We start from the raw sequence: 22669 nt of genomic DNA, 5'->3' as shown, positions 1-22669 counted from the left end.
TTCTATTGATTAATTTCAGGAGATTTTTCTGCAATGAGAATTGTGAGAGTTGAATTATTCCTTTGTTACTATTACAAGAAATCTAATTGCCTGAATACCAGACCTGACAGATTTTGAAAACCTGTCAGGTCTTTTCAATTTTATGCTATACATTTATCAAAAATGAATAAACTCAACTTTGGGTTTAGTTAAACTACTCTCCAAATTCAAGTATTATTTCTTCTTTAAATTTTTTAATAAATTTGTTGAAGTAATCTAATTCTTTAATTTCGTATTCGTTCTCTATTATATTTATGTGTTTTTGCAAAAACTTATACATAGTTTCCGAATCAATAAGCTTTCCATCAGTCCTATTGGAAATTTCAAGGACACAGAATTTATCCTTTTTATTGACGATATTTTGTAAACCAATAATCATGCTTATAATAACATCGTTCACGACATGAGGAACTTGCCTTGATGCAAATTTTTGCAATTTACTTTTATAAATTGTTTGCTGATATTCCTCTAATTTTTTGATAATCAATGTTTTCATTTAGTTATTTTTTTGGTCATTTTAAAGTCAAAACAAGTTGCAAGTATAAAACTATTTCATTACTTTTACTAACTTATATTAAGAGTATGTGAACTTAATAAATACGAAAGCAGTAATGGATTTAAGTATGAATACAGAACCTTTAATTATAAGCATTCGACATTGATTTATATAGGATAAAAAAACTTTTGTAATGACTTAAACTAAAATATGAAAATAGAGAAAGACTTAAAAAAATGGTATTTGGAATTGTTTAACAAGCCTAAAGAATGGGATTACTATAAACAAAAACCAGTAAATCCAATAGAGAGCAAATATTTTAAATCTTTTATAGATAATTATATAAATGCTTCTGATAAAAGCGATGGCAATCCATTTGTCGAACCTTTAGAAATAATCGAAGGAGAAGAACATGTCTTCTCAGTATTTTTTCTCGGTATTATTCTATATGAGAATTGCGATGCAATTAAAAAAGAGATTGATAAAAAAGTGAACAGTTATCAGAAGAAAAACAAATTTAATGTAACATTTAATTACATGTGGTTTATAATTGCTTTATTTCATGATACTGGGAAAAAGCTGGAGGAGGACAATAAATATAAACACTTGGAATTCTTTAAACAAGATTTTGGAATAGAAAACAAATTAAAAAGCCCTGTCGGAATTCCAAAGCAAATAAAAGAAAATTGGATACGATATTTCTATTATAGGCTGAATTACATGCCAGGTTCAAATCATAAAAAACCAGATCATGGCATTTTGGGAGGAATGCATTTATATGATAAATTATGCAAAACATACAAGCATATCCAAGGAGTTGGAGAAAAAATTAATGATGGAGAATATAAATACAATGAATTAATTTGGACAGAAAAAGGTTTAAATATCTTTAATTTGTGTTCTTGGGTTATTTTAGCACACAACATTTATTATTTAAGAGAAGATGTTGACGAAGACATAGAAATTGATTTATACAAATGTAGTGGATTAGATTCATTGATTCTTGAACGTATTCAACCTTCTGTAACTAATCTAAAACAACATCCATTCTTATTCTTATTGTGTTTAGTCGATACAATTGAACCGAGTAAACAATATGAAAATAAAGATTTATTATTTTCTTTGGATAAAATCAAAATGGAAGTAGAACATAATAAAATACATCTGAAGTTTAAAAAACCATATATTGAGAACAGATTTAAGAATATATGTACAATGAATAATTGGTTAAGGATAAAAACTAATCACAAGATTAAAGAATTAGAAGCAACAGTAGAATTAACAATACTAAAAAAATAAATAGATTTTATCTTAAAACATTTAAACTAAAATATAATGAAAACAAAACTATTCTTCATTTCATTCTTCCTTTTTTCAAACTTCATTTTCTCTCAAACACCAATAGAACCACAATTTGAATGGGCTGCCGGGTTTGGGGGGAGTTCTGATGATAATGGAAAATCTATAGTAATTGATGTTAATGGAAATGTTTATTTAACGGGATTTTTTGAAAGTAACACAATTGATTTTAATCCAGATTCGATTGACACTTATTATCTATCATCTAATTATAATTATAATATTTATATCAGCAAATTGGATAAATATGGAAATTTTGTTTGGGCAAAAACAATCGGAGGAAATAGTGTTCAAAGCTATTCAATTTACCTTGATCCTACAGGAAATGTATGCGTAATTGGTAGATTATCAGGTACAGTGGATTTCAATCCACACATATATGGTACTTATGATTTAACCTCTAATGGAACATTTTTATGGTCATTAGATTCTATGGGTATTTTTGTGTCAGCAACAATACTGTATGAAAGCAATACTACTCCTACATTCGATAATTTTGGAAATATATATTTACAAGGGGGATTTACCGGTACTGTTGATTTTGATCCTGGAATTGGAATTTATTCATTAACAGCAATTGGCATTTGGGATATCTTTTTACTAAAATTGAATCCATTTGGAAATTTTATTTGGGTTAAAACAATAGGAAGCAATATGTCCTATTATTCTAAAACGTACGATACTTCTGGAAATATGTATTTTACAGGTTTCTTTAATGGAACAGTTGATTTTGATCCTGGAATTGGTGTCTATAATCTTATTTCGAATGGAATGAATGATATTTTCATTTTAAAATTAGATTCATATGGAAATTTTGTTTGGGCAAAAAGTTTTGGTGACATTGATAATGATATTGGAAAGTCAATTACTGTTGACGATGAGGGTAATGTTTACACAATTGGCTCATTTGAAGGAACTGTTGATTTTGCTCCATCTCCATATTGGACCTTTAATTTATATTCTATCGGGGCTGACAATGTTTTTATCAGTAAATTAGATTCTTCTGGTAATTTTGTATGGGCAAAGAACTTTGGTTGTGAGTTCTCTTCTACAATAGATATTGATGAATATGGAAGTATATACATTTATGGAGCTTATTATGACACTATCGATCTTAATCTAGATCCAAATGGAACATTTACCATAAATCCAAACGGACAGGGTGATTTCTTTATCAATAAATTAGATACATCCGGAAGTTTTATATGGGCTAAAAGTTTTGGAGGAAATGGAATCGATGGAATTAGTGGTAATTTATATTTTCATGAAGAAAGCTTCTATTTAACTGGTTATTTTAGTAATATCGTAGATTTTGACCCAGGAAATGGAATGTATAATCTTTCTTCAAATGGATATCAAGATGCATTTATTTTAAAATTATCACAACCACAACCTTTAATAGCTTCAATCAATCAAAATAATATTATTTGTAATTCAAATAGTAGCGGAAATGCTACAATAATTGCAGTTGGTGGCTTGCAACCTTATCTGTTCCAATGGAGTACAGGCGATTCAATAGCAAGCATTGATAGCCTGTCTGCTGGGTGGTATTTTGTTACAGTTTCAGATGCAAATGGAGATGTTTTGCTTGATTCTGTTGAAATAACAGAACCTCCTTTATTGAAATTTGATACTGCAATAAGCGTAAATATTTTATGTAATTCCAATGCAAGCGGAAGTATTGATATAAGTACGGTTGGAGGAACATCACCGTATTATTTTACTTGGAGCAATGGAGCAACAACAGAGGATTTAACAAACCTATCAGCAGAAAATTATTATCTAACAATAATAGATGCAAATTCTTGTGAACTTAATGACTCCTTTATAATAATAGAACCAAATGCTTTAAGTTTAATACTTTTAGGAGATGAATATATATGTTATGGAGAATCCACAGATTTATCTTCATTTATTAGCGGTGGCATTTCACCTTATTCATTTGAATGGTCAAATGGAGTTAGCTCACAAAACAATCCAAATATTATTGCAGGAACATATAGTTTGCTTGTTAGCGACTCTAATTCTTGCACAATTAGTTCATCTTTTACAATTAATGAGAGTACAGCTTTTTCTATAAGTGAAAATATCATTGATGCAAGTTGTTATAATCAGACAGATGGAGAAATAAATCTCGCAATTGGAGGTGGTACATTTGGAGCATTACCAATATCTACAAATTATTATTGGAACACAAGTGAAACTACCCAAGATATTACAAATCTAATTCAGGGTAATTACTCTGTTTCAATTACAAATATGCTTTTATTAGACAGTACAATATGTGCCATAGCAGATACCTTTACAATAAATCAACCTGATAGTCTTGTTGTTGACCTACTAAATCTTATAAATGTCGATTGTCACGGAAACTTCACTGGTGAAATTGACATTTCTGTAAGTGGTGGTACAATTCCATACAATTATTTTTGGTCTAATTTAAACACAACAGAAGATAATGTAAATGTTGCTGCCGGAACTTTCTTTGTTACAATTGTTGATAATAATGCTTGTGAAGTTTCTGATAGTTTTACTGTTGGTGAGCCAAGTGAGATTGAAACAGAAATTTTTGGTGATATTTATATCTGTAATTCTGCAACTACAAGCTTGTCGGTATTTGCAAATGGAGGTACTCCTCCATATTCATATAATTGGTTAAATAGTGCAACAAGTTCAACAATCAGTAATCTCTCTGGAGGTACATATGGTGTTATGGTTATTGATGGGAATTCTTGTTCAAAATATACCAGCGAAGTTGTATATGTCAATACTCCAATTAATATTAGCGGAATCGTTGAAGATGTGAGTTGCTTCAATGGAAACAATGGTATTATTGACATTTCTGTTACCGGCGGGGATTTTGACGGTATGCCAACCTTAACAAATTATCAGTGGAGTAATAGCGAAACATCAGAAGATATTACAGGATTGTATTCAGGAGTTTATTCAGTAACAGTTTTTAATGAAATGACTATTGATGGTACTTTTTGTTCTGCAAATGCCAGTTTCACTGTAGAACAACCAGATGAAATGATTACTATATTTAACTCTTCAAATGCAAGTTGCCAGGGGTGCAACGATGGTGCGATTGATTTGTTTATTTCAGGTGGAGCTTCTCCATATTCTTTTCTTTGGAGCAATGGCGAAATTAGCGAAGATATTGCATATTTGCCATCCGGTGTATATACAGTTACGGTTTCAGATAGTAGCAACTGTTCCATTGTTGATAGTATTGAGATTTTTGAGTTAATAATTTCGAACACACCAAATTGGTCATATTTGTTTTCTCCGACAAATCATTCAATACTTATTCAAAATACAATTGAGGTTATAATTGAAGGAGCTCCGATTGAGGCAGGAGATTTTATAGGAGTTTTTTACGATTCCCTTGGAACCCTGGCTTGTGGGGGCTATCAAATTTGGAATGGTGTGAGTACAACTATCACAGCATGGGGCGAAGATATTGGAAACGATGGTTTCATTTTGGGCGAAGAATTTAAGTGGAAAATTTGGGATGCGTCTGAAAATGTTGCCTATAATGCAATTGCATTATATATGCCTACACCTCCAATGTCAAATCAGGAATATTTCTCAGTTAATGGTCTAAGTGGTTTAACTTCTTTATCTACAAACGAAATTCAAGCAATTACTTTACCTCAAGGATGGAGTTTTTTCTCAAGCTATATTATTCCAACTTATAGTGCATTTGATTCTATTTTTAGTGAACTTATAAACAATATTGAAATTGTGAAGAATACTCTTGGCGAAATCTATTGGCCTGTTTATGTAGTTAATCAAATAGGAGATATTTCAATATGTGAGGGTTATCAAATCAAGATGATTATTACAGACACTTTAATAATGAGTGGTTTATCGGTTCAGCCGCAAAATACAATTTGTAATCTCCAATCTGGTTGGTCGTATATTTCATATCTAAGAAAAACCTCTGCATCAATTTCTATTTTACTGAGTAGTATTGTCAATGATGTTGAAATTGTAAAAAATTATATGGGTCAAACATATTGGCCACTATATGGAGTTAATTTAATTGGAAACATGAATCCCGGCGAAGGCTATCAAATAAAAATGAACAATGCAACAACTTTAACCTATCCCCCAAATTCAGCAAATATTTCAAAATCAAACATCCAAATTTCACAACCCAAACATTTCAAAACCGCAATAAATACAGGCTCAAATATGACCCTCGGAATTCCAAAAACAGCATGGGAAACAGAACCTCCAATTGACTCAGAAATTGGAATTTATAGCTCAGAAGGATTATTGGTTGGCTCATCAGTTTTTACCAGTGAAAATCTTGCAATTTCAATTTGGGGCGATGATGAATTGACCGAAGAAATTGATGGATTGATTGAAAATGAAATATTTGTGATAAAAATTTGGAACGATAATTCTGAAACATTTTTAAAGGTTAAAAATTGGTTGCAAGGCGATGAGTTTTATAAAACCAATAAAATTTCAATTGTTGAAAAACTTTCAACTTTCAACCTTCAACATTCAACTTTCCAACTATTTCAAAATGTTCCAAATCCATTTTCAGAAACAACAGAAATTAGTTTTTATGCTCCTCATAAAGCTTTTGTAGAAATAGAGTTATTTAATCTTCTGGGAGAAAGAATTGAAACCATTCATTCGCAAAATTATACTGCCGGAAATCATACAATTATTTTTGATAGGAAACACTTGTCGGCAGGAACGTATTTCTATAGATTAAATTCAGGAGATTTTTCTGAAACGAGAATTATGAGTGTTGGGGAATGATTTGCATGAATTTCAGTTATCCGATGACTCAAAGTCATCGGATAACTTTTTTCTTGCTCTCGAACAAGCATTATGAATTCTCATTCCTGCAAAGGCAGGAACCCAACAATGATTATCTGATTCCAGGAGATTCCTGTTTCCGCAGGAATGAGCAGGAGAGTAGGTTTCGACTTTACAAGCTATTAACTGAATTATTTTTCTTTCGAATAAATACATCAACTAAAAATATCAAAAGTATCAAAACAGAAAAAAATGCAGCAATTCGACCAATGAAATTCCCATTTTCAACATAATAAGTAATAGTGTTGTTCGAGTTGATTGTTCCTTTTATGGCAGTTCTAACCCAATAGTCAGTTGGCTGAAAAACTTCACCTTTTTGGTTTATGAAACATGAAATTCCGGTATTTGCCGAACGTGCAATGCTACGGCGAGTTTCAATTGCTCTAAGCTGCGAATAAGTTAAATGCTGCCTGTGCCCCGGCGTATTGCCCCACCAACCATCATTTGTTACTACAAAAATGAAATTTGCTTTGTTTTTTATATACCCATTTACAAACTCTCCAAAAATTGATTCGTAGCAAATTACCGGAGCAATTATTGTTTTATCATTCACTGAATAAAAAGTTCCTCTGTCGGCTTGTTTCCCAAGGCTACCGGTTGTTCCACCCAGATCTAAAGCTAATTTTTCTATAAACTTAAAAATATGAGGAAGTGGCATTTTTTCGACACCCGGAACCAATTTCGATTTATGATATTTTTGAATAATTTCAGATGAATCGAGCTGAATTGCAGTATTGAAAACATCATAATATCCATCAAATCCTTTCGATTGTCTCACGGTTGTTGATAATTTTTCTCCTTCTTCATATTTTTTATAGGAAGTGATTCCTGTAATAAATTTTGCCTTAGGATATTTTTTCAAAAACTCCTTGATTGTTTTAATAGCTTTGTACTTTGCCAACTGACTTTCCCACATTCCATTTGCCAAAGCAGTTTCCGGAGCTACAAAATAATCGGTGTTTTCATCTCCAAGTGAATCGGCAAGATTAAGCAAAATTTCCAATTGTTGTTTCGAGCTTAAGCCATCGAATTTTTCGTTGTAAGGATCAACATTTGGTTGAAGAACAACAACATTTATTGAATCTGTCTTTTCTAAATAGCTATGAAAAATAATCTGAGAAAAAACAATTGGAACACAAATAATCATTATTAATAATCCAATTTGAAAAACTACTTTTCTATCTATTACTCTTTTTCGAAGATTTATTATCAAACTATAAATCGAAATATTTGAAATAAGAACCCAAAAACTTCCGCCCAGAACACCGGTATATTCGTACCATTGGATTAAAGAGATATTTTTTGCAAAACCGTTTCCAAGGTTTAACCAAGTCCATGAAAGTTCCCAGTTGAAATGTATGAATTCAAATGACAGCCAAAAAATTATCAAACCAAAAAAACCATATTGTTGCCCCATTTTGCATTTCACGATATGAAAAATCCAAAACACGAGCGACATTAATAGCGAATTGTAAAGAACGGCAGAAATTACTCCAAAAAGTGTCGAATAATAAATCCACCAGGTAGAAATCAAATTCCAAACAAAAAATGCCAGATACGCATATTTGAACATTTGAAATGAATGGAATTTGTTTCTATTTTCGTATAAATACTTTTCAACAAATAGCAGTGGAATAAATGCTATTAGAAGTATTAAACCACTCATCCACTGTGTCCATGCAAGGCTTAACAATACACCGCTTAAAACGGAAAGTCCAATTAATGTAATTTTCTTCAATATGAGATTATCTTTATATTGTTATTTTATTGGAAAAATTTCTGTTGCCAAATTAATTTTCAACAGGCGGAAAACTTTCGATACTATGAAAAACGAAAAATTTGCTACGTTTTTTTTCGATATCGAAACTCAATTGTTTAGTTTCAAATTTTCGGTTTCCATAAGTTTTAAGCTCAATCGTATTTTTCCCTTCAGGTAGTGGAATGCGTGCATAAGAAATAGTTCGGGGAAGTGTTTGCCAATTCCTGGTATCAGCCTTTTCAGTAAGAGCATTGACTATTCCGATGGCTGCACCTATATTTTCGTTTTCTTTGCGTGCAGCAAGTTCCAGAGCTTTTTTTGTGGCAAGTCGAAGAATTGAGGTTCCAATTTCACGCAACATTCTGTCATGCAATGTTTTGAAAGCAATTTCGTTGATATCTTCAGCAATTTCCAGAGGATAATTGGCTTGATTTGCTATAATCTCTGCACCATTAAAATATGTAGGTCGCTCAAGATATTTTGGAAAAGCAATTCGCAGAAAGCTCAAATCGGCAAAAGCACTTTTTTCTTTTGCCGATTTGTCGCCAATATAAAAAGGAAAATTTATTCCGAGATCATCGTTCACAAGGGTTATCCAGCCACCTTCGCCATCTACTTTCGAAAAATTTATACTCCATTCCGATTTTACAGGACCAAAACCATTTTGCCATAGAAAAATAAGCTCTCCTCCCCTATTTTCCTTCTTCATATATTTAATTCCAAACTGCTTTTCATAATATTGAACTTCATCGTAAAACCCTACTAAGGAAGCAGTTCTTAAAATGTCTTTTTTTAGCTGTAAAGGAGCTTCTATTCCAAAATTTTTCGAATAGTCTGTTTCATAAATTTCAAGAGCATTTCGGTAAGCAATAAAAGCATTGTTGTAGTCTTTTCCGGCATCGTAAACCAAACCCATTATCAAGTGGGCAAAAGCATCTTGCTGATACCTGTTTTTGTGATCTTTATGCTTATCGTTCAATGAGTTGAGCTTGATATTAATTTTTTTGCACTCGACTAAGGCTTCTTCAAATTTTTGCAATCGTAAATAATTAAGTGTCTTATAATAATTCAAAAGCACAACTTCAAAATCTTCCGGTTTATATGGCTTAATGCCTGGATTTGAAACTAAAGAAAGTGCCTCTAATCCGTATTTTTTTTGTTGGTCTTCGATTATAATATCAGCCTGTGCAAAGTTTGAATTACTTTCATTGCTTTCTTGAAGCATAAAATTTATCCAGCCTAAGTTAAAGTAATACAATAATTTATTCCTATTTTCTTTACTTTTTGTATCTTTAAGTAAAAGCTGTTTAGCTTTTTCCAATTTTCCATTTGTAACATGTTCCTGAAATTTTAAGTTCTTCTGATAATATGTTGCACAAGAAGCAATAAAAATTATTGAAAAAATGCTTAGGGTAATTTTTGTAAATTTCATTTTGTATATGATAAAATGCTAAAGATTTTAAAAGTAAAATATATTAGATTGATTTCAATTTCATTCACTATATTCCAGTCTTTCATCAAAATTCAATTAACTTTTGAAAAATTGAATCAACAAGAAAATTGTATTTGATAATACTCAAAATTCGACTGCAAAAGTTTCTTTAAATCAGACAATTAATTTGTAATATATTTTTTAATTTTTTTGTCGCCCATCCAAACCATTTCGTTTGTTTCTAAGTTTGAGAGTTCAAGATCTATCTGATAGAATGTAACTTTTTCTTTTTGATATTTATCAACTATTGAATTTATAGTTCCTTGAAGCATAAAATCAGCTCCAAGTTCCTGTCCCCATTTTTTAGCTGTAGCTGCCGAAGAAAAGTTCTGCTGGTCGGCTCGTTCGCCTCTTAGTTGCTCTCTTTTGTTGCCTGCCTGAACCAATCTTACCCTTCCTGATTTTATTATGGCTTTTTCAATATCTTTAATAAAAGTTTCAGCATCGATATGCTCATGGCTTTTATTTTTCACTAAACCAACTATCACGACTGGTTTTTCGCCATTATTTTGTTGTCTGAAATCTTCAATCCATCTCTCGCCGAGAACTTGATCGACCAAAGCCTGAGCTGCAAGTTTTGAATCGGTATCGTTCCATCTTCCGCTTAAATCAATTTGCTGATCGGGCGAAACACGTGCAACATTTCTTTTCACAGTGCAAGAAGTTGCTGAAAGAATAAAAACTAAAAGAATACTAAGTTTTGCAATTTTTTTCATTATATTAAATTTTAAAATTAAAAGTTTACGGCATTTCAATAATTGTACCAATTTTTTTTCTACATTTTTTCGTTGATAAAAATAGTACAAAAAAATCAAACATTTGAACTTTTTGATTTTTTATGATTGTAGATATTCAAAGCATTAATTGCTCAAACTTTTAGCTACAAATTTTCTATTCAAACTTTTAGTAAAAAAATAACAATTTAATTTTTTGATTTAAAAAAACTCCAATATATTTGCAGGCTTTAATAATTTAAATATTATAGAAATGGCTTATGTAATTAATGATGATTGTACAGCGTGTGGTACTTGTATTGACGAATGTCCGGTTGAGGCAATTTCTGAAGGTGACATTTATGTAATTGATCCTGACGAGTGTACAGACTGTGGTGCTTGTGCAGATGTTTGTCCGGTTGAGGCTATTAGCCCTGAATAGATCAGACATTTATAAAAAAACAAAAGCCTACTAAATGATGTAGGCTTTTTTTTTGCATAAAAATTAGAGATTTTATAATTCAAATTGCACATTCTCACCATCCACCTCCAATAGTTTTTTATTAGTGCATTTCATTGTTTTTGAATAAAACTTTTCAATTATCATATAATCATGTGTAGCCATCAAAACTGCCCGATTATTATTGCTGATATCGAAAAGTAATTTCATAATTCCTTCAGATGTTTTAGGGTCGAGATTTCCTGTAGGTTCATCGGCAAGAATAATTTCAGGATTATTCAATAAAGCCCTTGCAATAACTATTCTTTGCTGCTCGCCACCTGAAAGTTCGTGTGGCATTTTGTTTATTTTATCGAGCATTTCAACTTTTTCTAATACTTCTGAAATCCTGTTTTTTATATCCGACTTTTTTTTCCAAGCGGTTGCTTTTAAAACAAAATTTAGATTTTCATATACATTTCTATCAGTCAATAATTGAAAATCTTGAAATACGAATCCAATTTTTCGCCTCAAATAAGGAAGCTGTTTATCTTTTATTGCTATCAAATTGAAGCCTGCTACTGAAGCCTCTCCATTGCCAAGAGGCAAATCGGCATACATTGTTTTTAAAAGGCTGGATTTTCCACTTCCAACTTTTCCAATAAAATAAACAAATTCACCTTTTTTTATTTCTAAATTTACATCTGATAAAATCAACTCATCTTTCTGATAAATCGAAGCATTTTTAAATTTAATAATTGTATTTTCCTGCATTATATTTCAATTTTTTTTAGTTTTCCATATGGTAAATCTCCAATAATTTCATTAAGATTGCTTTCATCTATTTGTAGCTGATATTTTTGAATCATCATTTTTGCATTTTTTACAGTGAAATGATTTAGTAGAATAAAATCGTCATCCCTTATCTGGATGTAGTCCGGAATACGGGCTGACCCTTTAGTCTTTAAAATATACATAGAAATAATTCTTTCTTTTTATTTACAAAATTAATAAGATATAAAATTGTTATCATTCACAACTCAAATATTTTAACTCAAACCAAGCATTTTGCAAAGTAATAAAATAAAGTAATAAACAGTTTCTTGTTAATAATTTATTTTTAATAATATTATCAGATATTATACTTTTGTTTTTATTTTGATTAGAATAAATTGAACATTATATGAGACAGAAAATAATAATTATCAGTACATTACTATTATTGTTAAGTGCTTTAAAAAATAGTTATTCGCAGGAGTCATTTATTTCTGTTTCGGATAACAACATATTTAAGCAAGCCAAAGAGTTATTTGAGAAAGAAAAATTCGGAAGTGCTCAAAAACTTTTTCAGGAAGTTATCAATAGTAAAACCGAAACTTTCAGCCATGTTAAAACCGATGCTGAATATTATAGAGCCATTTGTGCAATAGAACTTTTCCACAAAGATTCTGAATATTTGCTAAAAAAGTTTGTTGAAGAGCATCCGGAGCATCCAAAAGTGAAATATGCCTGTTTTCAAATGGGCAAAATTAACTATAGGCACAAACGCTACTCTAAAGCTGTGAAATGGTTTTGGAAAGTTGACAAATTTGAATTTGAGGATGAAGAACTCATTGAATTTTATTTCAAATTAGGATATAGCTATTTTCAGACAGAGGAATTGGACAGTGCAAGGCTTTGTTTTTTCGAAATTAAAAACGATACTTCTTCAGAATATTCTTCGCCATCAACTTACTATTATGCCCACATTGCCTACCAACAAAAAAATTACCAGACTGCCTTGAACCATTTTAACAATTTATCGGACGATTCGTTGTTTGCTGCAATTGTGCCTTACTATATCACCCAAATTTATTATTATAAAGATGACTACGAGAAAATTGTTGATTATGCCCCTGATTTATTGGATAATGCTACCCCTACTCGCTCTTCAGAAATTGCAAGAATAATTGGTGAAGCATATTTCAAATTGAAGGACTACAAAAATGCTGAACCTTATCTTGAAAAATTCAAAGAGAATGAAAAATCTATTTCGCGAGAAGATAAATATTTGTTGGCATTTGTGTATTACAGCAACGGAAAATTTGAAGAAGCAAGCAAATTATTTAAAAAAGTAGCAAACGGAAAAGATAAGTTTGCACAAAATTCGAGCTTTCACCTTGCCGATTGTTATATCAAACTAAATGATAAAACAAAAGCAAAGGCAGCATTTTCGGAAGCATCCAAAATGGATTTTGACAAAAATATGGCTGAGAACGCTCTATTCAATTATGCAAAACTTACTTATGAGCTATCGTACTCGCCATTCAATGAAACTATTAACACCTTTGAAAAATTTATTGAAAAATATCCTGAATCTGAAAATATCGATCTGGCTTACGACTTTTTAGTTAAAGTTTATACAACAAGCAAAAATTATAAAGCCGCACTAAATTCAATTGAAAAAATATCAAACAAAAATCAGAAAATTAAAGAAGCCTATCAAAGAATTTCATATTATCGGGCATTGGAACTTTTCACAAATTTGAAATATTTAGCAGCTATCAATCATTTCAATAAATCTTTGGAATATAAGAAATTCAATAAACAAATAAAGGCACTTTCCTATTTCTGGAAAGCCGAAGCATTTTACAGATTAAAAAAATATGATGATGCAATTGAATGCTATAATAATTTTCTTTCAACAACTGGAGCTTTCGAATTAAAAGAATATATATCAGCCAATTATAGTCTTGGATATTGTTATTTTAAATTGAAAGACTATCCAAAATCGATTTCATGGTTCAGAAAATATGTAAATAAAAACGAAAATATTTCGAAAACTACCGGCGATGCGTACAATAGAATTGGAGATTGCTATTTTGTGTCAAAAGACTATTCAAATGCAATAAAGTACTACGATTTGGCAATTACAATTAATACAATTGACGTTGATTATTCGCTTTTTAACAAAGCATTTTCTTACGGTTTGCTAAAAAAACATTCTAAAAAAATCAAAATCCTGGAAAATATTCTGACAGATTTTCCTCAATCGCAATACACAGATGATGCAATTTTTGAAATAGGTAAAAGCTATGTAAAAATTGATTCTATCCAAAAAGCAATTGAAAAATTTGATGCTATAATTGCCAATCATCCAACAAGTAGTTACATAAAAAAAGCATTGCTTCAACTTGGGCTTTTACATTACAATGCCAACCAAAACTCGCAGGCACTTGTAGCTTACAAAAAAATTGTTGAAGACTACAAAGGTTCAGCAGAATCGAAAAATGCACTTATTGGAATAAAAAACATTTACATAGATGAACATCAGGAAGATAAGTACTTTGAGTATGTTGCCCAACTTGGCGATTTTGCTAATATCAGCATTTCTGAACAAGATTCCTTAAGCTATCTTTCGGCTGAAAACCTTTACATGTCGGGCAATTGTAAAGATTCAAAAGGCAAATTTACAAAATACATTTCGAAATATCCGGACGGTAATTATTTATTGAATTCTCACTTTTTCAAAGCCGATTGCAATTATCAAAACGACGAATTTGAGGAGGCACTTTCGTCATATAATTATGTAATTATTCAGCCAAAAAACTCTTATACAGAAGAAGCCTTATTGAAAGCTGCAAGAATTAATTTCTATTTCAAAAACTTCGAAAATGCCGTTCAAAACTGCCAGTCTTTAGAACAAATTGCCGAAAATAACACTAATCTGCTTGAAGCTAGAATTGGACAAATGCGTGGTTTTTTCAAACTGAACAACGATTCAAATGCCATTTTCGCTGCAAATAGAGTTCTTATTTCCGATAAAGTTTCTGACGAAATTATTCGTGAAGCTCACTATATTTTGGCAAAATCGTTTTTTTCGCAAAATGATTATCAATCGGCTGTTCCCGAACTAAAAATTGTTGCTTCGAACGTAAATACCAAAGAAGGAGCCGAAGCAAAATATTTGCTGTCGGAAATACTATTTTTACAAAAACAGTATGAACTTGCCGAAAAAGAAATAATTGATTTTAATAATAAGAACACGCCCTACTATTTTTGGCAGGCAAAAGCAATATTGTTATTATCAGACATTTACATAAACAAAGACGATATTTTTATGGCCAAGCATAGCCTGCAAAGCATAATTGAAGCTTACGATGTTCCGAACGATGGTATTATTGATGAAGCTCAGGTAAAACTGAACGAAATAGAAGAAAATGAAGAGATTGATGAAATTTTGGAAGAAAATCTTGATATAGAAATAGATTTCGATGATAATTCAGAAAAGAACTATAATGAACTTTTTGAACCTGAAAAAAATGAAATAGACTCGATAACTCAAAAAGAAATGGATAGAATTTTTAATGAAACATTTGAAACTGAGAAGGATAGTACGAAGAATAATTAACTGAAATTAGAAATTGGATCGAAATGAAAAAAGTTTATGAATTAGACATCTATAAATTATCCGATGAACTGTCCGATTTGGTTTGGTACGATTTTGAAAAATGGGATAAAAAAGTTCAAAATACTGTTGGTTATCAAATAATTAGATCAGTTGATAGTATAACTGCAAATATTGCAGAAGGATATGGTAGATATACTCCTGCTGATAGAAAAAGATTTTACATTTATTCGAGAGGTTCATTTGAAGAAACTAAATCCTGGCTTAGGAAATTAATTCGGAGAGAAGTGATAAATAAAGCTGATACTTTGAAATATCAAAAATTAGTTTATAATCTTGGACCAAAGTTGAATGCCTTCATCAATAGTACAAAAATATGATTTACCTAATTTCCAATTTCTAATTTCAAACCATAAATAAAATCAAACACCATGATACAAAAAATAACAAGACTTTTCATTTCAGCATTATTACTCCTTTTTGGAAATCAAGCATTTACACAAGAAAATGAGCTTGAAATTATAGACAAAGACGTAATTGTTCTTAAACCATATGCACCTTCAATTTCCGATGCAATAAAACTTTCGAACATGCCACGCACTAAGGATACTGCAAAAATTGATATTAATTTTGATTACCAGATTTTTCCTCGTCAGATAAATACATCTTACGAATTAAAACCAGTTCCAGCTGCTAAAATGAAAGGTGAGCCTTTGACTAAACTTTACGGTAATTATTTGAAATTAGGATTTGGCACAAACTTAAGCCCTCTTGCCGAATTGAGTATTAACAATCTACGTTCGAAAAAATATTCTATTGGTGCTTTCGTCAGGCACTATTCAGTGAACGGAAAAACAAAGGTCGATGAACAAACTTATTATCCAAATTTCAGCAAAAACAGCCTGAAGCTTTATGGCAAAAAGTTTTATAGCAAAGCAGCCCTTTTCGCAAATATACATTTTCAAACTAATAAAAATTTGATTTATGGTTATCCTGCAAACAGCGAAAATATTATTGAAAAAGAAGAGCTTGAGTTCAATAGATTTTCAACTATCGGATTTTCAACAAGATATAAAACCAATATTAGCCAAAAGTCGAAACTTAATTATGACTTAAAATTTGGATATTCATACTTTCAAGACAATGAAAACAGCAATGAGAACAATTTTTTGTTTCATTCAAATTTTAATAAAAAACATTTTAAAGGGACTGTAGATATGAATGTAGAATTAGAAAGCTACATAATCAATCCCTTAGCATTTGTTACTGAACAAATGGAATTTGATAGTTCAAAACTTACGAACACAGTCTTAAATATTAACCCAAATTATTCGAAATCGGGTAAGGAATGGAGATATTCTATTGGTTTCGATTTTGTGAGTTTATTTGATCCCGCTGCCGATGCTGAATTTCATTTTTATCCAAATTTGAAATTTGAATATAAGTTGGTTGAAAACTTTATTATTTCATATTTTAAATATAATGGAAGTTTTGATGTAAATTCCTTGCAAAAACTTAGCTCTACAAATCCTTTCATTTCGATGGAAATGAATCATAAAAATACAAATATTAAGAAAAATATTTTTGCAGGAGTAAAGGGAAATATAAGTTCTAAAATTGCTTTTGATGTTTCGGCAAATTTCAAGGAAGTTGAAAATATGGTATTTTTCGAAAATCTTTGTGAAAATAACCAACGATTTCAACTGGTGTACAAAAATGTTGATTATGGAACTTTCCATGGAGAATTGTTATATGAAAAAAATGATTATTTAGATTTTTCTATTGAGGGAAATATATATACATACAACATTGAAATAGAAGAACTTTCGCATATACCAAAATTCGATGCTCAAATAACTGCCAGATATAATCTTCAGAACAAAATTATTCTTTCATCAGATATATTTTTCATAGGCAAAAGATATGCAAATATATACGCAGCAAATTGTAATACAGCACAAACATTAATGGCATTGTCACCAATAGAACTGGATGGCACAGTAGATTTTAATCTTGGTGTTGAATATTTTAAGAATAAAAACCTATCGGCATTTTTGAAGTTTAATAATATTTTTGCGAAAAAATATTTCTATTGGAATCAGTATCCCGGACAAGGTTTTAATGTAATGGCCGGTGTGAATTTTTCGTTTTAAATTTAGAGATTCTATTTTCCAGCCCTCAAATCAATACAAAACATTTGTTTCGAATCTCTCATCAACAGTCTGCCGTCAGCAATTGCTAAGGGTCCCCATGCATCCTGCCCGTCAAAAATTTTCGATTTGTCGAGAAAAATAAAATGCGAACTGCTCAATTTTGCAATTGTTAAAGTTCCATCGTCAGATAAAATATAAAATTTATTGTCGGCAATAATATATGGTCCTAAACCAAAACGATGCGATTTTCCGCTTGCCCACAAAATGTTTTGGCAATTGTCGTATTTACAACAAACAAACTGATTGCGGCTGCTACCTGCATCTTTAGGCAAAATAGAAAATATATGATTGTTAAAAACGAGTGGTGTTTGTTGCTCAGAAGCTATTCCTTCTTTGGTTTTATATTTTTGCAAAATCTCAACAGAGAATTCATCATTTTTCTTTTTTAATTGAAATAAAACTGAACCTGCACCATAGCCGGCAGTCATAAATATTTTACCATCGGGAAAAACTATCGGTGAAGGTGCCACAACATTTGGAGTAAATTCGGCAGTTTTCCACAAAAGTTTTCCCTTATCTTCCGCTTCTGCTGAAATTCCGCAAATTCCACCAACTGCTGCATAAACATACATTTTTTTTCCTTCGAAAAACATTGGCATGATTGAGGAATGAGACATTTTCCAATTGTCAGGATTTGGCGCTTCCCATACAATTTCGCCCGAAGCACAATCTACAGCTATCATCAATGAGCTACCTCCGGGAGCAATTATTGCTGTACCATTATCAATCAATGGACACTGACCGGTGTACCAAAACGGTATTTCAGTTTCATATTTTTTCTCAATATCGAGCCCCCATAAAAAATCTCCATTTTGCGAATTTAAGCACATAACATGCCCACGTGGGCCAATAGTTACAATATATTTTTCGCTTACTGCCGGAATCGTCCTTGACATTCCATGATTACGTTTTATATGAATTTTATACCATCGCCGCCACAATTCTTCACCGCTTTCGAGCGAAAAGCACTTGAGCATATCGGCTTTTTGGGTTTCATCATAATCTATCAAAAATACGTTTCCATTATATATTGCTGGAGCAGCATGACCTTCCCCAAGATTAACTTTCCAGAGAATTTTCACTTCTTTGTTTCCAAAATTGTTAATCAAGGGAATTTTTTCTGTATTGATATTATCGAAATTCAAACCTCTAAAACGTTCCCATTTTCCTGTAAGATCAGATTTTTTGTTAGAAAATTTCTTAAAATCTTCACCAATATTAATTACTTCAAAGGATGCAGAATTTTTATCAGGCCTGTTATCCTGCCCGGGAATACTTGCTGCAAAATCTTCAACAGGATTGTAAATAAACCAAAACGTAAATAAACTTAGGCTTAAAAGTAAAAATATTATTGTGAAGTAATTTGGCTGCTTCATTAATTATATTTGTAGATGTTAGAATATGAAGATTTGGAGATGTTATTTTCTAAAAATTCATAATTTGTAATATAATTATTCCCCGATAGAATATACCATCAACGAACCCCCATGACGAATATAAAGTTTTTTGTTGTGGATTACCGAATGTGCCCAATGTTGTTTCGAACCGAAAGGAACTTTGAAGGAACTAACTGGTTCAAAATTTTCGGTTTTTGGGTCAACAAGATGAACATTTCCCGACTGGGAATAACAATAAAACATTCCATCGGCAAAAATAATATTTCCTTTTTTCATTTCTTTCGATGTGTAAAGCTGTTCGCCTGTTTTCCAATCGAGGCAAAACCATTCTCTATTGTAATCGCCTGAACCATAGATTTTTCCATCCAATAGAATAACACCTCCCATTTTGTTGTCTAAGGAAGAATTTTTCCAAACTTCTGAAATACTTGAACCATCATCCGACAATTTTAACATTACACCTCCATTTCCATATCCATTTACAAAATAAATCATCCCTTCGTAAAATAAAGCAGTGTTTGCCTGAACAGAATATTTGTTGGGATGTGTGAAGTTCCAAAGCAGTTTTCCGTTAGCAATGTCGATACCGAGAATAGCACTTTCAGTAACCGTAATTAGAAGTGTTCTTGTGGATAATTTTATTATTGCTGGCGAATTATAAGCACTTTTTTCGCCCAAACCTTTACATTCCCAAATTAATTTTCCTGTGTTTTTATTTAAAGCTATAACATTTGCTTCTTCTCCTCCTACTGTGCAGAATAGTTTATCGCCTTCAATAGCAAGATTTTCAGTCATTCCCCATCTGGTATTTCTTCCAAGGTATTTTTCGAAAAGATCTAAGTTCCATATCTCATTACCAGTTTTTGCATCAAGACAAACAAGTTTACCATAACCGCTCAACATATATAATTTTCCGCCGTTTACTACCGGTGTTGTTCTATTTCCATCATAACTATCCATCCATTCTTTTCCGTAAGTTATTCTCCAAACTTCTTTCCCGCTATGGTCGAAAGCAATAATAAAACCGTCTTCGCTTGTTGTTCCTGCAGTATAAACCATTTCGTTGGTTACACAGGCTGAGGCGTGCCCTAAACCGAGTTCATCGAAATGCCATAGAAGTTTCGGACCGTCTTCAGGCCATTTTTTCAACAAAGCTGTTTCGTGATATTTTCCATCGCGATTTTTTCCTCGCCATTGCGAAGATTCTTGCGAAAACAAAGCTGTATTTATAATCAAAGCAATCAGGACAACAACAAATTCTTTCATAATTATATTCTTAAATTAATTCATTTCATAAAAATTCAAATATATGAAATATAGTTAGATATCAATTGTTCCCTTTTGATTCCCTGCTAATGCCAACATGTTGTCGGTATGTTATATATTATAAAGCAATTACTTTTCAAAAAACTTAAATTTTATGCTAAGTATTTTTATTAAATTCATATATTGTGCTTTCTGAAATTAATAGTTTTTGATGTTAGAAAGATATAAAATAAATGAACAAAGAAAACTGGATTTTGTTACGGTAACAGTTTTAGGTTGGCAAACACACGGACAACATGTCCGCGTCAGCGGGGTAACTGGTATCACTGGAAATCTCGGGACCATTCCATCTTTCGATCAAGAAATTGAATATACGGCTTTTAATAAAGTCTCCAAAATTGATGAAAATAATAAAATACTTGAATTTACATATGGGCACGATAGGCTAAGGAGAAAGACCGAAATGTACGACAATTCGGTACTTCAGGAAACAAAATATTATTTTGGCAATTACGAAAAGTTGATTGACGAACAAACCGCCAACGAAAAACAATTCCATTACATCTCCGCTCCAATCGGCTTATTCGCAGTTCTCACAAAAGAAACAGGCCAAACCGACAAATTGCAATATATCCACACCGATCATCTTGGCTCTATCCAAACCATAAGCAATGAAAGCGGACAAATAGATGCTACATACAGTTACGATGCCTGGGGGCGACAACGAAATCCTAATGACTGGTCATCATATAGTAATGTTCCCTCACTGCCAGAATTTAACAGAGGCTATACAGGACATGAACACCTAAGCGATTTCGGGCTAATAAACATGAATGGCAGACTCTACGACCCTGTTCTTGGCCGCATGCTAAGCCCTGACAATTATGTGCAAATGCCAGGAAATTCACAGAATTATAATCGGTATCCTTATTGTTTGAATAATCCGCTTATCTATACCGACCCATCGGGAGAAATTATATGGATGCCGATTATCATTGGTGCAGTCATCGGCACATACATGGGAGGCACACTTGCAAATAATGATTACAATCCTACAAACTGGGATTACAGTTCCGGTAAAACTTGGGGATATATGGCAGGAGGTGCTATTGTTGGCGGTTTAAGTGGTTATGTTGGAGGGGCGATAGCAGCCTCGGAAATACCGATGGCAAATACACTTGGAATTGCAGGAGCTTCATACACAAATTCAGTTGGAACGAATATTTATACAGGCGGACAAACTGATGTTAGCGTTAATTTGGGTGTTGCTTCATATAACTTTACTTCTGGTGATTGGGGTTATCTTGGAAAGGAAGGCAATAGTGCTTTAGAAAATATAGGTTATGGACTTGGAGCATTAGCCAATTTGGCAGATGTAAATCAGTTAATTAATAGTACGCAAGCTACATTATATACTGATGATAGTGATTTTATTTCTCATAGTGCAATTGCAGATAAAAACAGTGGAGATCCTTTAATGTCATTTGGCCCCAATGATAATAAAACTCCTAATTCAAAACTTGGTTATGCTACATATTTTAGAAAAAGTACCTCTGACTTTCATTATAATTCAACTCTACCTGTAGATATTACTGTGAATAAATATGCTATTGATGCTGTAAGAGGTCTTGGAAAAGTTCTGCCGTTTCAAGGAATAACCACCAATTGTGTAAATATGTCTTCATTGTCATTATGGTTAAATGGAATTCCAAACATCGGTATTCATCCATATCTTTTATATGGGACAACCTGGGCATACTCTTCAGGAATAAGAGCTGATTTATTCTCATACTACTTAACACAATATTAATATGAAAACATTATTATTTTCTATACTCATGATTGTTTCTTCCTGTGAAAAAGAGAGTGACTTCCAAATTACTGATGGAAATGTTTATATATATGAATATCCAAGAAAAAACTATGGACAAGCCATTATGGGCTTTATTATTACGAATGATTCTTTAGTTGTCCAAGACATTAGTTTTAAGATATATTTTTCAGATGATAAGTTAAAAAAAGTGAAGTATGGTGAAAACAAACGTTTTCTACTTCGAGGTTATGAAAGAAAAGATGATGGGAATATTGAAATAGAAAGCCTGATAGTAGAATGTTGTAGTAGCAAGAACTTACATAAAACTAACAACCTAACTATAATGCACAGCTCTCTCAGTAAAACGAATGAACGTTTTTCAAAGCGGCTATTATGGGTCTTATCTTATAAGCTAAAATTTTAGCTTAATGATATTTATGCTATCTTAGCTGTT

At 31.7% G+C, this 22669-nt stretch carries 16 protein-coding genes; 8 read left to right on the top strand and 8 right to left on the bottom strand.

Going from position 1 to position 22669, the window contains the following annotated elements; genetic code table 11:
- Positions 1 to 193: 193 nt before the first annotated feature.
- Positions 194 to 535 carry a hypothetical protein gene (locus HN894_01450; GenBank protein ID MBT7141973.1) on the bottom strand — a complete coding sequence of 114 codons (342 nt, stop codon included), beginning with the start codon at positions 533 to 535 and terminating at the stop codon, positions 194 to 196.
- A gap of 210 nt (positions 536 to 745) precedes the next feature.
- On the opposite strand from HN894_01450, the gene HN894_01445 reads away from it, so the two are divergent.
- Together HN894_01445 and HN894_01440 are read left to right on the top strand one after the other, a co-directional pair.
- Positions 746 to 1834, top strand: coding sequence for a hypothetical protein (locus HN894_01445; GenBank protein MBT7141972.1), 1089 nt, complete (start codon positions 746 to 748; stop codon positions 1832 to 1834).
- A gap of 36 nt (positions 1835 to 1870) precedes the next feature.
- Positions 1871 to 6676 (top strand): T9SS type A sorting domain-containing protein, encoded by a 4806-nt coding sequence (locus tag HN894_01440; GenBank protein ID MBT7141971.1) that lies wholly within the window; start codon positions 1871 to 1873, stop codon positions 6674 to 6676.
- A gap of 172 nt (positions 6677 to 6848) precedes the next feature.
- Here HN894_01440 and lnt read toward each other — a convergent pair whose 3' ends face one another.
- The 3 genes from lnt to HN894_01425 form a co-directional block, all read right to left on the bottom strand.
- Positions 6849 to 8474, bottom strand: coding sequence for an apolipoprotein N-acyltransferase (gene lnt, locus HN894_01435; GenBank protein MBT7141970.1), 1626 nt, complete (start codon positions 8472 to 8474; stop codon positions 6849 to 6851).
- Between the two features lie 52 nt (positions 8475 to 8526).
- Positions 8527 to 9927: a hypothetical protein gene (locus tag HN894_01430; GenBank protein ID MBT7141969.1), complete on the bottom strand. Its 1401-nt coding sequence runs from the start codon at positions 9925 to 9927 to the stop codon at positions 8527 to 8529.
- Positions 9928 to 10109: 182 nt separating this feature from the next.
- On the bottom strand, positions 10110 to 10703 hold the full coding sequence (locus tag HN894_01425) for a penicillin-binding protein activator LpoB (GenBank protein MBT7141968.1): 594 nt from the start codon (positions 10701 to 10703) through the stop codon (positions 10110 to 10112).
- Positions 10704 to 10974: 271 nt separating this feature from the next.
- On the opposite strand from HN894_01425, the gene HN894_01420 reads away from it, so the two are divergent.
- The gene (locus tag HN894_01420; protein ID MBT7141967.1) at positions 10975 to 11142 is read left to right on the top strand and encodes a 4Fe-4S binding protein; all 168 of its coding nucleotides are present in this window, start codon (positions 10975 to 10977) and stop codon (positions 11140 to 11142) included.
- A gap of 72 nt (positions 11143 to 11214) precedes the next feature.
- On the opposite strand, the gene HN894_01415 is transcribed toward HN894_01420, so the two are convergent.
- Positions 11215 to 11913, bottom strand: a complete 699-nt coding sequence (locus HN894_01415) for an ATP-binding cassette domain-containing protein (protein MBT7141966.1) — start codon at positions 11911 to 11913, stop codon at positions 11215 to 11217.
- Positions 11913 to 12116, bottom strand: a complete 204-nt coding sequence (locus HN894_01410) for a fructose-6-phosphate aldolase (protein MBT7141965.1) — start codon at positions 12114 to 12116, stop codon at positions 11913 to 11915. The genes HN894_01415 and HN894_01410 overlap by 1 nt, the downstream gene beginning before the upstream one ends.
- Before the next feature lie 206 nt (positions 12117 to 12322).
- Here HN894_01410 and HN894_01405 point away from each other — a divergent pair, with 206 nt between their 5' ends.
- The 3 genes from HN894_01405 to HN894_01395 are packed head-to-tail and all read left to right on the top strand — an operon-like array spanning position 12323 to position 17679.
- Positions 12323 to 15529, top strand: coding sequence for a tetratricopeptide repeat protein (locus HN894_01405; GenBank protein MBT7141964.1), 3207 nt, complete (start codon positions 12323 to 12325; stop codon positions 15527 to 15529).
- Positions 15530 to 15552: 23 nt separating this feature from the next.
- Positions 15553 to 15906 (top strand): four helix bundle protein, encoded by a 354-nt coding sequence (locus tag HN894_01400; protein MBT7141963.1) that lies wholly within the window; start codon positions 15553 to 15555, stop codon positions 15904 to 15906.
- A gap of 51 nt (positions 15907 to 15957) precedes the next feature.
- Positions 15958 to 17679 (top strand): TonB-dependent receptor, encoded by a 1722-nt coding sequence (locus HN894_01395; protein MBT7141962.1) that lies wholly within the window; start codon positions 15958 to 15960, stop codon positions 17677 to 17679.
- An 11-nt stretch (positions 17680 to 17690) separates the two neighbouring features.
- Here HN894_01395 and HN894_01390 read toward each other — a convergent pair whose 3' ends face one another.
- Positions 17691 to 19115 carry a PQQ-binding-like beta-propeller repeat protein gene (locus HN894_01390; GenBank protein MBT7141961.1) on the bottom strand — a complete coding sequence of 475 codons (1425 nt, stop codon included), beginning with the start codon at positions 19113 to 19115 and terminating at the stop codon, positions 17691 to 17693.
- A 75-nt stretch (positions 19116 to 19190) separates the two neighbouring features.
- Complete coding sequence (locus HN894_01385) at positions 19191 to 20402, bottom strand: PQQ-like beta-propeller repeat protein (protein ID MBT7141960.1); 1212 nt, start codon at positions 20400 to 20402, stop codon at positions 19191 to 19193.
- A gap of 211 nt (positions 20403 to 20613) precedes the next feature.
- Here HN894_01385 and HN894_01380 point away from each other — a divergent pair, with 211 nt between their 5' ends.
- Both HN894_01380 and HN894_01375 read left to right on the top strand, forming a co-directional pair.
- Positions 20614 to 22212, top strand: a complete 1599-nt coding sequence (locus tag HN894_01380) for a hypothetical protein (protein MBT7141959.1) — start codon at positions 20614 to 20616, stop codon at positions 22210 to 22212.
- Between the two features lies 1 nt (position 22213).
- A complete protein-coding gene (locus tag HN894_01375) occupies positions 22214 to 22639 on the top strand; it encodes a hypothetical protein (GenBank protein MBT7141958.1) in 426 nt (141 codons plus the stop codon).
- The last annotated feature ends 30 nt before the right edge of the window (positions 22640 to 22669 follow it).

This window comes from Bacteroidota bacterium (assembly GCA_018692315.1).
In the GTDB taxonomy this organism is placed as follows: Bacteria; Bacteroidota; Bacteroidia; order Bacteroidales; family JABHKC01; genus JABHKC01.
Note: the sequence above shows the minus strand (reverse complement) of the source record. Positions and strands in the feature narration are given on the sequence as shown.

Bases quoted from the DNA above. Each gene is read 5' to 3' on its own strand.
- HN894_01445 (MBT7141972.1), top strand. From the start codon at position 746: ATGAAAATAGAGAAAGACTTAAAAAAATGGTATTTGGAATTGTTTAAC.
- HN894_01415 (MBT7141966.1), bottom strand. From the start codon at position 11,913: ATGCAGGAAAATACAATTATTAAATTTAAAAATGCTTCGATTTATCAG.
- HN894_01390 (MBT7141961.1), bottom strand. From the start codon at position 19,115: ATGAAGCAGCCAAATTACTTCACAATAATATTTTTACTTTTAAGCCTA.
- HN894_01440 (MBT7141971.1), top strand. From the start codon at position 1,871: ATGAAAACAAAACTATTCTTCATTTCATTCTTCCTTTTTTCAAACTTC.
- HN894_01410 (MBT7141965.1), bottom strand. From the start codon at position 12,116: ATGTATATTTTAAAGACTAAAGGGTCAGCCCGTATTCCGGACTACATC.
- HN894_01430 (MBT7141969.1), bottom strand. From the start codon at position 9,927: ATGAAATTTACAAAAATTACCCTAAGCATTTTTTCAATAATTTTTATT.
- HN894_01400 (MBT7141963.1), top strand. From the start codon at position 15,553: ATGAAAAAAGTTTATGAATTAGACATCTATAAATTATCCGATGAACTG.
- HN894_01450 (MBT7141973.1), bottom strand. From the start codon at position 535: ATGAAAACATTGATTATCAAAAAATTAGAGGAATATCAGCAAACAATT.
- HN894_01375 (MBT7141958.1), top strand. From the start codon at position 22,214: ATGAAAACATTATTATTTTCTATACTCATGATTGTTTCTTCCTGTGAA.
- HN894_01380 (MBT7141959.1), top strand. From the start codon at position 20,614: ATGTTAGAAAGATATAAAATAAATGAACAAAGAAAACTGGATTTTGTT.
- HN894_01385 (MBT7141960.1), bottom strand. From the start codon at position 20,402: ATGAAAGAATTTGTTGTTGTCCTGATTGCTTTGATTATAAATACAGCT.
- HN894_01420 (MBT7141967.1), top strand. From the start codon at position 10,975: ATGGCTTATGTAATTAATGATGATTGTACAGCGTGTGGTACTTGTATT.
- HN894_01405 (MBT7141964.1), top strand. From the start codon at position 12,323: ATGAGACAGAAAATAATAATTATCAGTACATTACTATTATTGTTAAGT.
- HN894_01395 (MBT7141962.1), top strand. From the start codon at position 15,958: ATGATACAAAAAATAACAAGACTTTTCATTTCAGCATTATTACTCCTT.
- HN894_01425 (MBT7141968.1), bottom strand. From the start codon at position 10,703: ATGAAAAAAATTGCAAAACTTAGTATTCTTTTAGTTTTTATTCTTTCA.